The following is a 14,453-nucleotide window of genomic DNA, read 5'->3' on the forward strand; positions in this document are numbered from 1 at the left end:
GCAGTGAGCAGTGAGCAGTGAGCAGTGAGCAGTGAGCAGTGAGCAGTGAGCAGTGAGCAGTGAGCAGTGAGCAGTGAGCAGTGAGCAGTGAGCAGTGAGCAGTGAGCAGTGAGCAGTGAGCAGAAGGAACGTCATGTCGAGCTTGCCGAGACATCTCGCTCGCGCAACTAACTCAAGGTATTTTCCTCACCGAAACACCGTTCAACAAAGCGCGCGAGATGTCTCGGCAGGCTCGACATGACGTCCTGCCAGCACGACGGTTTACCGGCACGACGTTCTTCAGCCATCCTTCAACCCGCATGAAAATCATCTCATACAACGTCAACGGCCTGCGCTCGGCTTTGGGCAAGGGTTTATTGGACTGGGTCGCGGAAGCGGCGCCCGACGTGCTGTGCCTGCAGGAAATCAAAGCCGGCCGGGAGCCGCTGGACGTGGCGGGCTTCGAGGCCTTGGGCTACCGCGCCTATCTGCACCCGGCCGGCAAGCCCGGCTACAGCGGCGTGGCCACGTTCTCGAAAGTGGCGCCAACCGCCGTGGTCCACGGCTGCGGCCAGAGCTGCTACGACGACGAGGGCCGCGTGCTGCGGCTGGATTTCGAGAACATTTCGGTGCTGAACACCTACATGCCCTCGGGCACGAGTGGGGCGGAGCGGCAGGCGTTCAAAGTGGCGTGGCTGCACTTTTTCCGCCGCTACGTGGCGGCGTTGCGCGCCGAAAGCGGGCCGCCGCTGCTCATTGGCGGCGACTTCAACTGCTGCCAGACGGCCATCGACCTGCACAACCCCAAGGCCAACCAGAACAGCCCCGGCTACACCCCGGAGGAGCGGCAGTGGTTCAAGGATTTTCTGGCCGATGGCTTCGTGGACACCTTCCGGCACCAGCACGGCGACGCCGTGGACCACTACTCGTGGTGGAGCTACCGGGCCGGCTCGCGGCAGCGCAACGTGGGCTGGCGCCTCGACCACTGGCTGGCCGACGCCGCGCTGCAACCGCGCCTGACCGGCGCGGGCCTGATGCCCGACGCGATGCACTCCGACCACTGCCCGGCGTGGGTGGAAGTGGTGGAGGGTGCGGGGCTGGCCCCTCCATTTTAGCGGCACCGAACCATGCACCGCCTCTTGCTGTATCTTTCCTGACTAAGACCTCATTTATGGAGATGACGATGGCGGGCGGTGCGTCGGGGGCCCAATACCCCGCCCTGGCGCGGGTGCGGACGGAGCTGGAAGCCTTCAAGCGCAAGTTTTACCTGAACCTGCTGGTGCGCGGGCTGCTGGTGGCCGGCGGGCTGCTGCTCACGTTTTTCGTGGTGTTCAACGTGCTCGAATATTTCCTCTACCTGCCCACGGTGGTGCGGGCGGGGCTGCTGTTTGGGTTTCTGGCGCTGGTGGTGTACAGCTTCGCGCGCTGGATTTGGCAGCCGCTGGCGGCCATCGCCAACCTGCGCCGGCTACTGAGCGACGAGCAGGCCGCCCGCCGGGTAGGGGAGCTGTTTCCCGAAGTGCAGGACCGGCTGCTGAACGCCTTGCAGTTGCAGGGCCAGGCCCGCGACAACGCGCTGATAGCCGCCAGCCTGGAGCAGCGCGCCGCCCAGATGGGCAATATCTCCTTTGCCCAGGGCATCGACATCCAGCAGCAGAGCCGGCCGCTGTGGAAGTACGCCGCCGTGCCGGTGGCCGCGCTGCTGGCGCTGCTGGCGTTTTACCCCAGCTTTTTGGTGCAGGGCACCGAGCGCATCTGGCACTACCGGCGGGCCTACTCGCCGCCGGCGCCGTTTCAGTTCGTGATTAAAAACCCCAAGCTAACGGCGTTTCGGGGCGAAGATTTTACGCTGGACGTGGGCGTGGCCGGCGCGGCCCTGCCGGCCGAGGTGAGCATTGCCTTCAGCGAGGGCGAGCGGCGCCTGAGCAAGGTGGCCGGCCGCGGCGACCAGTTCCGCTACACGTTTGAGCAGCCGCAGGGCGACGTGGCTTTTCAGTTGAAAGGGGCTGGATTCAACTCGCCCGAGTACCAGCTCACGGTGCTGGAGCGGCCCAACCTGCGCGACTTTAAAGTCAACATTACCTACCCGGCCTACACCGGCAAAGCGGCCGAAACCATCGCCAACGGCGGCAACTTGGCGGTGCCCGAGGGCAGCACGGTGCGCTGGGAATTTGCCACGGCCGCCACCGACGAACTGGCGCTGGTGTTCCAGAACCCGGACGAAACCCTGACGGCCAGTGGCGCGGATGCCGGCAATGGCACCTTCGTGGCCACGCGGCGGGTGCTGCGCTCGCAGCCCTACCTGCTGCGTCTGAAAAACCCGGCCAGCCTCAACCGCGACCCCATTTCTTACCAGCTCACGGCCGTGCCGGACTTGGTGCCCACGCTCACGCTGGAGGCCTTCCCGGACACGGTGACGCGGCGCTACCTGGCGCTGGGCGGCACCGCGCGCGACGACTACGGCCTGACCCGCCTGGTGCTGCACTACGATTTGAAGCGGGCCAACCAGAAATCAGGAACCCGGAACCAGAAACCCCTGGCTTTGCCCCGCGAAAGCGCCGGCACCTACGCCTATACCTGGAACCTGAACCCGCTGAACCTGCAGCCCGGCGACCGCCTCGAATACTACGTGGAGGCCTGGGACAACGACGGCGTGCACGGCCCCAAAGCCGCCCGCACCCGGCCGGCCGAGTTCCGCCTGCCCGGCCAGCGCGAGATGCGCCAGGAGCTGAACGCGCAGGCCCAGTCGGTGGCCAGCCAGATGAGCCAGGCCGCCAAGCAGAGCGAGAAGCTGGAGCGCGAGCTGGCCAAGGCCCAGGACAAGCTCAAGACCAAGCGCGACCTGAGCTTCCAGGACCGCAAGCAGCTGGAGAACATGCTGGACCAGAAGAACCAGATGACCCAGCAGCTGGAGCAGATGCAGAAGCTGTTCGAGCAGCTGCAGCAGAAGCAGGACCAGGCCAGCCCCAAAAGCGAGGAGCTGGCCAAGAAAGCCGAGGAGCTGAAAAAGCTGATGGCCGACCTGCTCGACCCCGAAACCAAGAAGCTCTACGACAAGCTGCAGAAGCTGCTCGAACAGCAGAAGCAGCCCGACGCCGAGATGCAAAAGCTGCTCCAGCAGCTGGAAAACAAGGAAGACACCTTGCAAAAAGAGCTGGACCGCGCCCTGGAGGTGTTCAAGCAGATGCAGCTGGAGCAGAAGGTGGAGGAAACCGCCAACAAACTCGACGAGCTGGCCAAGGACGAAGAAAAACTGGCCGAGAAAACCGAGCAGAACGACAAGGAAAACCCCGACAACAAGGCCTCGAACCAGGACCAGAAAGTGGACCAGAAAGTCAAGCAGGAGCAGCTGAAGCAGGAGCAGGCCGACAACCAAAAGGAATTTGAGGACCTGAAGAAAGAGCTGCAGGACCTCAAGCAGATGGACAAGGAGCTGGGCGACCAGAACGGCCTGGACGAGCAGAAGCCCGACCAGGAGCAAACCGACCAGGACTTGCAGGAAAGCCAGCAGCAGCTCGGCAAAAACCAGAACAAGAAGGCCGCCGCCAAGCAAAAAAGCGCCGCTTCGCGCATGAAGCAGATGGCTAAAAAGATGCGCGACCAGATGAGCGAGGAGGAGAGCGACCAGGCCCAGGAGAACATCGACGACCTGCGCGACATCCTCGAAAACCTGCTCACCCTGAGCTTCGACCAGGAGGGCCTGATGAAGGAATTCCGCAAGGTGGACCAGAGCGACCCGCGCTTCGTGCAGCTGGGCCAAACCCAACGCAAGCTGCGCGACGACGCCAAGATTATCCAGGATTCACTGTACGCGCTGGCCAAAAAAGAGCCCAAGATTCAGAGCTTCGTGACCCGCGAAGTGGGCGAGATGAACGGGCGCATGGACGAGAGCCTCACCCACATCCAGCAGCGCGACCTGGGCCGGGCCACCGCCACCGAGCAGCAGGCCATGACCAGCATGAACAACCTGGCCCTGATGCTGCAAAGCTCCCTCGACCAGATGCAGCAGGAGGCCCAGGCCGGCAAAGGCCAGCCCAAGGACGGCCAGGGCAAGCCCGGCAAGAAAAAGGGCAAAAGCAAAGGGCAGGGCCCGGGCGGCAAGCCCGGCCCCGGCAACATGGGCCAGATGCAGCAGCAGCTCAACGAGCAGATTCAGAAGCTCTCGCAGAGCGGCAAGAGCGGCCGCGAAATGTCGCAGGAACTGGCCAAGCTGGCCGGCCAGCAGCAGATGCTGCGCCAGGCCATGCAGCAGCTCGACAAAATGCAGCAGGGCGGCGGCAAGCCCGGCGGCCCCGCCGGCCAGGGCAAGGACGGCAAAGAGGGCAAACCGGAAGGCAAAGAGGGCGCCGCCGGTGGGAAGGACGGCAAAGACGAACAGGGCGGGGGCACCGGCGACCTCAAGAAAATGATGGAGCAAACCGAAACCGACCTGGTGAACAAGCGCCTCACCGAGCAGACCCTTCTGCGCCAGCAGCAAATCCTGACCCGCCTGCTGGAAGTGGAAAAATCGGCCCGCGAGCGCGACCAGGACACCAAGCGCGAAGCCCAGACGGCCCAGGTGAAGCCCCCGGGCTTCCCGCCGGCCTTCGACAAATACAAGGCCAGCAAAGAACGCCAGACCGAATTGCTACGTAGTACTCCGCCAAGCCTTACCCCGTACTACCAGCGCGAGGTGGGGGAGTATTTTCAGAAAATCAAATAGGACACCTCATCCAGGGCGGCCCGCGTTTCGTTAATTAATTAGTGTTCTGCCGGTACCGTGCCGCGTCTGAGGGCACAATTTCTAGTGGCGCTTTGCCGTTGAAAGACTATTTTTGCCGCCCGTAGCCCGCCGCTGTCCGCCCCACCAAACCGCCTTATGAAGCAGGTAAAAATTCAGATTCCGTCGCTCGTTGAAAACATCCGCGTGGTGGAGAGTTTTATCGATAACTCCAAGGATACCTTTCAGATTGAGGACGATATCTACGGCAACATCATGGTGGCCGTGACCGAAGCGGTGAACAATGCCATCCGCCACGGCAACAAGTTTGACAAGGACAAGAACGTGTACCTGTCGCTGTACGTGGAGCCCCAGCAGCTCAAATTTGAGATTGAGGACGAGGGCGCCGGCTTCAACTACGACAACCTGGACGACCCCACGGCGCCCGAAAACCTGGAGAACCCCGGCGGGCGCGGCATCTTCCTCATCCGCCACCTGGCCGACGAAGTAGAGTTTAGCAAGGAAGGCCGCCGCGTGCAGCTCACCTTCCAGCTCACGCCCACACCCGCCGACGAAACCCCCACCGCCGACCACGCCGCCGCTTAGCCCGCCATGATGAGCACCCCGCCGGTGGGCCCGCCCCACCACGAAGCCCCGCCCGGCGAGCTGCACCACGAGGCCCCCGGCATCGAATTCATGGTGGAGGACCTGCCCGAATTTGAACTCTCCGACGCCGAAAGCCTGATTGAGTGGATTGAGCGCATCGCGGCCGTGCACGAGCACCGCATCGTGCAGCTCACCTACATCTTCTGCTCCGACGAGTACCTGCACCAGCTCAACGTCGAATACCTCGACCACGACACCCTCACCGACATCATCACCTTCGACAATTCCGACGACGCCGACCTGCTGGAAGGTGATATTTTCATCAGCGTGGAGCGGGTGCGCGAAAACGCCCAGGAGCTGAACATTCCCTTCTGCGATGAGTTGCACCGCGTCATGATTCACGGCGTGCTGCACCTGCTCGGCTACCACGACAAAGACCTGCTCAGCCAGACGGCCATGCGCGCCAAGGAGGACCACTGCCTGTCGCTGCGGACTTTTTAACCCGGCTTTTGCTGTGCCAGCAACCACCCGACGCCCGCTCGCAGCGGGCGTTTGGCATGTACAGCTGCCTCGTCGTTAGCTCGGCTGACCTTCGGCTGCTGATATTGTTATGACTGCGCGGTTTTGGTAATCCCACGGCGAGACGCCAGTAGGCGTCTCTGCCTTGCTCTAATCAGCCCGAACAGCTGCTATACTTTCTCGTCCGCCCAGGTTCTATGTCCGCTTCTTCTGCGCTGCCCGTCATTCGGGGCAAGGCGCTGGATTTTTACCTGGCCCAGGGCTATTACCGGATGCAGCAGGACCTTTTCACCTGCCAGTTCGTGCCCTTTGATGGCCGCCTTTACACCGCGCACTGGCTCCGCTTGGCGCTGCCCCGCGTGGACTGGGGCCCGGAGCAGCGCCGGCTGCTGCGCCGCAATGCGCGGTTTGCCACCCGCGTGCGGCCGCTTCGCCTCACTTCGGAGCACGAAGAACTATACGCCCGCTACCGGGCGGCCATCACCTTCGACGCGGCGCCTACCATAGAGGAGGTGCTCACGGGCGACGCAGCGCACACCGTGTTCGATACGCACGTCATCGAGTTGCGCGATGGCGACCGGCTGGTGGCGGCCGGCATTTTCGACCGGGGCGACCGCAGCTTGGCCGGCATCCTGAACTTCTACGACCCCGCGTATCGCCGGCACAGCCTCGGCAAATACCTGCTGCTGCTGAAAACCGACCACGCCCGCCGCCTGCAGCTCGACTACTATTATTCCGGCTACGTGGTGCACGGCTACCCCAAATTCGATTACAAGCTATTTGCCTGTCCGGCGGCCACCGAAGTTTTTGACAACGTCACCGGTCAGTGGCAGCCCTTCTCCTGGGACACCGTGGCCGCCCAATCGGCCGAGCTGCTGGCCGACTGGCTGCCGGAAGACTTGAGGGGAATGGCCGGATAAACCGTCTCTTATGCTGAGCGCAGCGAAGCACCTTCTCGCCAACGGATTCCTGGCAGAATAGTGCGCTGCGCTCAGCACGACAGGCAGCCAAAGTAATGACTAGCGCACCGTGTCGTGCTTAACCCGAATTTTTGCTCCCGCAAGTCGTTTCACGTGAAACTGCCTGCGGATTTTTGATTTCGTAATTTTGCAGGCAGTTATCCCCCGAGCGGGCTCATTTTGCGCTGAGCCGTGCAAAATTGAAATCAAGTTTTACAAAGCTTGGTTACTTCGTAGGCCACCTTGGCGGGACTTTTTTTTAAAACTTCGCGAGACTTCGCGCTCCCAATGTTTCAGCAAGAAGAATACGACGTGATTGTAGTGGGCGCGGGCCACGCTGGCTGCGAGGCCGCCGCCGCCGCCGCCAACCTGGGTTCGAAAGTGCTGCTGGTGACGATGAACATGAACACCATCGCCCAGATGTCGTGCAACCCGGCCATGGGCGGCGTGGCCAAGGGCCAGATTGTGCGCGAAATCGACGCCTTGGGCGGCCAGTCGGGCCTCATCACCGACCAGACCATGATTCAGTTTCGGATGCTGAACCGCTCCAAAGGCCCCGCCATGTGGAGCCCGCGCGCGCAGAGCGACCGGATGCGCTTCGCCGAAGCCTGGCGCCTGACCCTGGAAGGCATTGCCAACGTGGACTTCTGGCAGGAAGCCGTGACCGGGATTGTAGTGGAGAACGGCGCCGTGGTGGGCGTGACCACGGCCCTGGGCGTGGAATTCCGCGGCCAGTCGGTGGTGCTCACTAACGGCACCTTCCTCAACGGCCTCATCCACATCGGCGAGAAGAACTTCGGCGGCGGCCGGGCGGCCGAGAAGGGCAGCCGCGGCCTCACCGAGCAGCTGCGGGAGCTGGGTTTCGAAGCCGGGCGCATGAAAACCGGCACCCCGCCCCGCGTGGACGGCCGCAGCCTCGACTACGCCAAAATGGAGGAGCAAGGCGGCGACGCCGAACCGGGCAAATTCTCCTACCTCGACACGCCCCGCCTGACCCGGCAGCGGCCCTGCTACATCACCTATACCAACGAGCGGGTGCACGACATCCTGCGCGAGGGTTTCGAGAAGTCGCCCATGTTCCAGGGCCGCATCAAGGGCCTGGGGCCGCGCTACTGCCCCAGCGTGGAGGACAAAATCAACCGCTTCGCCGACAAGGACCGCCACCAGATTTTCGTGGAACCCGAGGGCTGGAGCACGGTGGAATGCTACGTGAACGGCTTCAGCAGCAGCCTGCCCGAGGACGTGCAGTACCGCGCCCTGCGCGAAATCGCGGGCTTTGAGCGGGCCAAGATGTTCCGGCCCGGCTACGCCATCGAGTACGACTTCTTCCCGCCGACCCAGTTGAGCCTGACCCTGGAAACCAAGCGCGTGCAGAACCTGTATTTCGCGGGCCAGATTAACGGCACCACGGGGTACGAGGAAGCGGCCTGCCAGGGCCTGATGGCCGGCATCAACGCCCACCGCAAGGTGCACGGCCAGGCACCGTTCGTGCTAAAAAGGAGCGAAGCCTACATCGGCGTGCTCATCGACGACCTGGTGAACAAGGGGACCGACGAGCCCTACCGCATGTTCACGAGCCGCGCCGAGCACCGCATCTTGCTCCGGCAGGACAACGCCGACCTGCGCCTTACGCCGCTGGGCCACGAGCTGGGCCTGGCCTCGGACGAACGGCTGGCGCGGGTGCGGATGAAGGAAGCCCAAACCGCCGAAGCGGCCGAGCTGCTCCAGAAATTTGCCATCGAGCCCGCTGACATCAACCCGCTGCTGACGGCGCTGGGCTCGGCCGAAATACACGAAAAAACCCGCGCCGTGAATCTGCTGCGCCGGCCCAACGTGGAGCTGGCCGACCTTCGCCGCGCCCTGCCCGCGCTGGATGCCGCCCTGGCCGCGTACGATGCCGAGGCGTTGGAGCAGGCCATTATCAACGTGAAGTACGAAACCTACCTGGCCAAGGAGCACCAGCAGGCCGCCCGCCAGCAGGAGCTGGAAAACTTCGTGATTCAGGGCCGGCTCGACTACCGGGCCATGCCCGCCCTCAGCCACGAGGCCCGCGAAAAGCTGCTCAAGATTCAGCCCGAAACCATTGGCCAGGCCTCGCGCATCAGCGGCATCTCGCCCGCCGATGTATCGGTGCTGATGGTCTACCTGGGGCGGTAGAGGATAGTTGGTATGGTACTGCGCAAACGCTACTTTTTGCTGTTGGAGCTAGCCACCGGAGCTGGACTAGGTGGTTTGCTGCTGTTCTTGCTGCTGTATCCCAAACTGTGCGATAGCGCAGAGTACTTCGATAAAGTACTCCTCGTTTGGCAGTTTTCCGCACTGGGGTTGCTGCTCGGGTTTATTGTAGGCTTATTTATGACGCTCCGCAACTTGGTGCGTAAGCTTTGGAGGCCAGCCTTGGGATGGCTGCTAATATGCGGATTGGGCTTGGGCGCAAGTCTGGTTTTGTGGATAGCCACTAGTATCGTTATGGTGGGGTCCATGGGCGACCCGGGCCCAACCGAGGCCGCTCGTATGGAAGTCCGATAGCATCGACAATGGCCCGACTTCGTTCCTGCCAAAATCTTGCGAACTTTGCCGGGCTATGAAATTAGCTGGGCCGCCTTTCCACCGGCCTCTACCCAATTACCCGTATCCGTGTCCTACGAACGATTAGAGAGCTGCCCGGTGTGCTGCAAAGCTGAGTTTCGCAACAAGCTGGTGGTGGAAGACCGGACGGTGAGCCACGAAAGCTTCGCCATCGTGCAGTGCGCGAACTGCGCGTTTCAGTTCACCAACCCCCGGCCCGGCCCGGCCGAAATTGGCCGCTACTACGAGTCGGACGACTACGTGTCGCACAACAGCGGCGCGGCCGGACTCGTCAACCAGGCGTACAAAGTGGCGCGGTTCTTTACCGTGCGGCGCAAGGTGAGCCTGCTCAATAAGCTAGCGCCGCGCTGCGGCCAGTTGCTGGACTACGGCTGCGGCACGGGCCACTTTCTGGCGGCGGCCCAGGCGGCCAATTGGCAGGTGGCGGGCCTGGAGCCCAGCGCCCGCGCCCGGGAGGAAGCCAGCAGCCGGCTGGGCCAGCCCGTGGGCCAGGAGAGCCTCGCCTCCTTTGCCCCCGGCAGCTTCGACGCCATCACGCTCTGGCACGTGCTCGAACACGTGCACCTGCTCAACGAGACGCTGGCCCAGCTCACCGCCTTGCTCAAGCCCGACGGCGTGCTGCTGATTGCCGTGCCCAACGTGGAAAGCCTCGACGCCCAACACTACCGCGAGCTGTGGGCGGCCTACGACGTGCCCCGCCACCTCTACCATTTTGCCCCCAAAACCATGGCCCAGCTGCTCAAAAAGCACAAGCTGACCATCCGCCAAACCCTGCCCATGCCCCTTGATGCCTACTACGTGAGCATGCTCAGCGAGAAGCACAAGGCCGAGCGCGCCGGCGGCCTGCTCACCGTGCTCAAGGCCGGCTACAAGTCCAACCACTACGCCGAGCAGCACGAGGGGCAGTATTCGAGCCTGCTGTACGTGGCCGGGCGGCGCACCCCGGCGGCCTGATGCGGCGGGCGGCGCGTACGCTTCTGCTCGGGCTGGCCGCGGGGCTGGTTCCCGGGCTGGCCCCGGCCCAAACGGCGCCGGCCCTGCCCGCCGCCCCGGCCGTTTCCCCCCGCCCCGATTCGGTGAAATCCCCGCCGCCCACCTTTGTGGCCGATACCGCCCGGCGGGTTTCCGTCGTTACGGCCGAGCCGACCGATGCCGTGACGCGCCGCTCGGCGTGGCGCATCGGGGCAGCCATTGCCGTGCTTACCCTCACCACGTTGCTGTTGTATAATGTCCGTTCGCGCTGAACTGCTGGCTGTGCTGGCCCTGGTTGCCCTGCTTGAAAGCTGCGCCGCCGTGGCCCCGCCCCTGGGCGGCCCGCGCGACCGCACGCCCCCGCACCGCGTCAGCAGCTCGCCCGACAGCGCCGCCCGCAACGTGAAGCAGCAGCTCGTGCGGCTCGTGTTTTCGGAGCCCGTCGTGACCAAGGACCTGAGTAAAAACCTGCTCATCACCCCCCAGCTGCCCGTCGACAATCCCTACAAGCTGCGCGAAGACCGCAACTCCATCACCCTGCTCTTCGACAAGCCGCTGGACGAAAACACCACCTATAGCTTCAACTTCCGCGAAGGCGTGGTGGACATCACCGAAGCCCTGCCGGCCAAAAACGCTTCCCTCAGCTTCAGCACCGGCCCGGAGCTTGACTCGGGCAAGGTGCGCGGCGTGGTCACCGACGTGCTCTCGGCCAAGCCCGTTGCCGAGGCCAGCATCGGCCTGTACCGCGAAGCCGACACCGCCGGCGTGCGCCGCGGCCGCCCGTACTACACCGTCCTCACCGATAAGGAAGGCAAATTCAGCCTGAATTTTCTGAAAGCCGGGCCGTATAAAATCTACGCCGTGGCCGACAAGAACACCAACGGCCGCTTCGACGACGGCGAGAAAATTGCCTATTTGCCGGCGCCCATCACCATTGCCGGCGCCACCGGCGAGGCCGTGGCCCTGGTGCTCACCCAGCCCGACCGGCGCCCGCCCCTGCTCACGACCCGCGCGCCCAGCCCCACGCAGCTGCGCCTGAGCTTCAACGAAGGCCTGCGCTCCGCCGTGCTGGCCCCCATCGGTACGGCCCAGGCGCCCGCCGCCGTGGCCGAAGCCCTGCAGGTCACCGACCGCGGCCGCACGGTCATCCTCTTCAAAACCCCGGAAGTGACCGACGGTCGCTACCTGCTCACCACGGCCGACAGCACCGGCAATACCGGCCGCGACACGCTGCAGGTGCGCTTCCCGGTGCCGCCCGCCACCGCCAAAAAAGCCACCGGCCCGCCCCTCTATTCCGTTGAAGGCAGCCCGCGCGCCGTGTACCGCGAAGGCCAGGTCAGGTTTCAGTTTGCCGTGCCGGTGCGCATGGCGGCCGGCAAGCCCTTTGGCACCCTCGTGGAAGACTCCGTCAAGCGCCGCCCCCTGCGTCTGCCCGCCGACGGCACCCTCAACGCCGACCGCACTGCGCTCACCGTTCGGTTCAATTCCAAGGCCAAAACCCGGCTCGACGTCGTGCTCGACAGCACGGCCATCACCGCCATCACGGGCCAAGAGCTGCGCCTGCGCCCGTTGCGCCTCAGCATCAGCGAGCAGGACGTATCCACCAGCCTCTCGGGCACTATCGCCACCAAGGAAAAAAGCTTCGAGCTGCAGCTGCTCGACGATAAGCTGCAAGTCGTCGCCAGCCTGGCCTCGCCCAAAGGCACTTACTTGTTTGCCGATATGCCTCCCGGCACCTACCGCCTGCGCGTGCTGATTGATGCCAATGGCGACGGCCGCTGGCGCAACGGCGACCCCAACCTGCTGCTTCCCGCCGAGCCCGTGTTTCTTGACCCCCGGCCCCAGCAAATTCGGGCAGGCTTCGACATTGAGCTCGCGCTCAAGTTTTAAGTGAGAAAAGAATGACCGCGCCACTTGGGTGACCAGCGACGGGTTTACTGGCGCGAACAACTCACAGCAGCGGGCGTCTTAGGGACAATGCTGCGTTTCGTAGACGCCAAACGCCATCTCCCAATGCTAAGCCCGCGCAGCATTTCATTCATTTTGCGCTATTCGGCCCGGCAACTGCGCAGGCAGGAGCGTCTAGTTACCAGGCTGTGCTCAACATGATGCGGCGCGGGTGAAGCGCCTGACGTGCTTGAAGCAAAATGAGGGCGTAAAGAAGCTGGTTCCCTTCTCAGCGCGCCCGGTTTCGTGGATAACTTATCCGTAAATCCAGTTACTGACCGGCATTTTTGGTTCTAATCCACCGCTTTTCCACCAACTTTTCCACACCGGTTACGCACGATGGACGATTTCGGGGATAACCTGGGGGAAACATGCGTTCCGTGCGGGGATAAGTGGGGCAGAAGTTTTTTTGGTAGTCCTGACCATTACACAGGGTGCAACGAGCGGGGATACCCGTGGATAACTTCTCCACGCCAGCCGACCTTCCCACACTCCCTTTTGCCGGGGGATAATGAAAATGTGGAAAGGGCTAAGCAATGTTGAAAAACAAGTTAAGCTATTGCTAAACAGTAGTTTATTTTCCACAAAGCCGGTGGATAGCGAGTGGATAAAACCTCGCTTACCCCCACGTTTTCCACCCTGGGGATAACCTTCCGGTCTTATCCACTTATCAACCGACCTAATGAGTGGGAATAAAGAAGAGTTTTTAGAAAAAATATTTAACAAAAAATTAAGGTTGGGGAAAACCCGAAAAAGGTTTCTCATTTCTAATCGCCCGTTTCCGGTTTTCGTTAGCACAACTTTGTCGGGTTAGCCAGAAACAAGCAACCAGAAAAGAAACCCCAGCCCCACCGCTGTGCCGTTCGACTACACCCTCGATTTTCACGCCGTCGATTTTCGCCAGCACCCCGAGCTTTATCGCGTGGGGCGGGGGGAACAGGGCGTGCTGCTGGTGCAGCCCTACAAGGGCGAAATCCTGCCCCACTGGCGCTTCCGGGATGCGGCGGCGGCCACCGAGTCGTCGGAAACGATTTACGGCCTGTTCGAGGCGTATTTGAAGGCCCATGATTTTGTGGGGGCCGACATGGCCCGGAAGTTTATCCAAATGGGCTTCACCCGGGCCCGGCGCTACGCCAACCACCGCGGCGGCAAAAAATACGCCGGCCCCGTGCCCGACGACAAAAAGGGCCAGAGCGGCGCCCACGGCCGGGCCGAACTCCCGCGCACCAACCACCCCGACCCGGACAAGGTGGAAGCCGCCGCCATCTTCAAGCGCAAGTGGGACGAGGCCAAGGTCCACCCCGAGTACCTGCGGCAGAAAGCGGCATTCATTGAGCAGTACGGGAAATAGAGCTGGTTGTCAGTTGGTCGTTGTCAGGTGCCGGGCCGTTCTGGCGGCGTCACGGGGCACTACAAGCCTGACAACTGACAACGACCAACTGACAACTAGCCCGCCCACTTACCTTTGCCGTTCCCTTTATTCCAACCCCAATGAGCACCACCCAACCCTCCAGCATCGAGGAAAACGAAATTATTCTGGGCACTGGCATGGGCCCGTTGCGCTTCGGGGCCACCATGGACGAGGTTCGGACCTTGGTGGGTGAGCCCGAAGAAATCGAGGAATCCGACGACGACGACGACTTCGAGCACCAGGCCTGGAATTACCACGAGGACGACTACCTGCTCTCGCTCTACTTCGACCGCGAAGACGACTTCCGCCTGAGCTGCATCGAAACCGACAACCCCAACATGCGCCTCTTCGGCGAGGCCATCTTCGGCCTGAGCATGGACCAGGTCCGCGCCCTGATGCAACGCCAGAACCTGCCCGACCCCGAGTTGGAAACCATGGAAGAAGGCGCGGTGCGCCTCTCCTACGAGAAGTCAATGATAGACTTGTACTTTGAAGAAGGCGAGCTGCAATTCGTCAATTTTGGCGTTTACATCAACGACGAGATGGAAGTGCAATGGCCCAAATAGCGCGGGCTTATCCACATTTCAGGTGTATTTAGCTGTGGATAAGTGGATAAGTCACCTACAACGGCCGCTTTTTTACCTTGCCGCTGGATTTTCGGCGAAAGCAAAGGAGTTATTCTGGGCGTTGTTTTAGGAGAAAGGGAAGCCAAAATTAATTTTAAAGAGTGAGTTAAAAACACCCCCAAAAAAAATAAAAGTTTTTTTTTTTT

Annotated in this window: 11 protein-coding genes and 1 pseudogene; 11 read left to right on the plus strand and 1 reads right to left on the minus strand. The window is 62.3% G+C overall.

Annotation, left to right across the window (positions count from 1 at the left end; translation table 11 throughout):
* The first annotated feature begins 299 nt into the window (after positions 1-299).
* The 11 genes and pseudogenes from RMO51_RS06565 to RMO51_RS06615 all read left to right on the plus strand — a co-directional run bounded on the left by RMO51_RS06565 (position 300) and on the right by RMO51_RS06615 (position 14,247).
* A complete protein-coding gene (locus RMO51_RS06565; protein ID WP_310393122.1) occupies positions 300-1,094 on the plus strand; it encodes an exodeoxyribonuclease III in 795 nt (264 codons plus the stop codon).
* 56 nt (positions 1,095-1,150) lie between these two features.
* A complete protein-coding gene (locus RMO51_RS06570) occupies positions 1,151-4,681 on the plus strand; it encodes a DUF4175 family protein (protein WP_310393124.1) in 3,531 nt (1,176 codons plus the stop codon).
* A 156-nt stretch (positions 4,682-4,837) separates the two neighbouring features.
* The gene (locus tag RMO51_RS06575) at positions 4,838-5,284 is read left to right on the plus strand and encodes an ATP-binding protein (RefSeq protein ID WP_310393126.1); all 447 of its coding nucleotides are present in this window, start codon (positions 4,838-4,840) and stop codon (positions 5,282-5,284) included.
* 6 nt (positions 5,285-5,290) lie between these two features.
* Positions 5,291-5,785, plus strand: a complete 495-nt coding sequence (gene ybeY / locus RMO51_RS06580) for an rRNA maturation RNase YbeY (RefSeq protein ID WP_310393128.1) — start codon at positions 5,291-5,293, stop codon at positions 5,783-5,785.
* A 215-nt stretch (positions 5,786-6,000) separates the two neighbouring features.
* The gene (locus tag RMO51_RS06585) at positions 6,001-6,723 is read left to right on the plus strand and encodes a GNAT family N-acetyltransferase (RefSeq protein WP_310393129.1); all 723 of its coding nucleotides are present in this window, start codon (positions 6,001-6,003) and stop codon (positions 6,721-6,723) included.
* Between the two features lie 327 nt (positions 6,724-7,050).
* Positions 7,051-8,919 (plus strand): tRNA uridine-5-carboxymethylaminomethyl(34) synthesis enzyme MnmG, encoded by a 1,869-nt coding sequence (mnmG, locus tag RMO51_RS06590; protein ID WP_310393131.1) that lies wholly within the window; start codon positions 7,051-7,053, stop codon positions 8,917-8,919.
* A gap of 480 nt (positions 8,920-9,399) precedes the next feature.
* Positions 9,400-10,305: a class I SAM-dependent methyltransferase gene (locus RMO51_RS06595; protein ID WP_310393132.1), complete on the plus strand. Its 906-nt coding sequence runs from the start codon at positions 9,400-9,402 to the stop codon at positions 10,303-10,305.
* Positions 10,305-10,595, plus strand: coding sequence for a hypothetical protein (locus tag RMO51_RS06600; RefSeq protein WP_310393134.1), 291 nt, complete (start codon positions 10,305-10,307; stop codon positions 10,593-10,595). Before RMO51_RS06595 ends, RMO51_RS06600 begins: the two co-directional genes overlap by 1 nt.
* Positions 10,579-10,965, plus strand: a pseudogene (locus tag RMO51_RS22570) (Ig-like domain-containing protein); the annotation flags it as partial. The gene RMO51_RS06600 and the pseudogene RMO51_RS22570, both read left to right, overlap by 17 nt.
* Before the next feature lie 2,161 nt (positions 10,966-13,126).
* Positions 13,127-13,621: a DUF4385 domain-containing protein gene (locus tag RMO51_RS06610; RefSeq protein ID WP_310393137.1), complete on the plus strand. Its 495-nt coding sequence runs from the start codon at positions 13,127-13,129 to the stop codon at positions 13,619-13,621.
* Between the two features lie 140 nt (positions 13,622-13,761).
* Positions 13,762-14,247 (plus strand): hypothetical protein, encoded by a 486-nt coding sequence (locus RMO51_RS06615; RefSeq protein ID WP_310393139.1) that lies wholly within the window; start codon positions 13,762-13,764, stop codon positions 14,245-14,247.
* On the opposite strand, the gene RMO51_RS06620 is transcribed toward RMO51_RS06615, so the two are convergent.
* Positions 14,208-14,453 (minus strand): hypothetical protein (locus RMO51_RS06620; protein WP_310393141.1); only part of this gene is annotated, 246 nt, incomplete at its 5' end. The genes RMO51_RS06615 and RMO51_RS06620 overlap by 40 nt on opposite strands.

The organism is Hymenobacter sp., from assembly GCF_031398885.1.
GTDB lineage: Bacteria > Bacteroidota > Bacteroidia > Cytophagales > Hymenobacteraceae > Hymenobacter.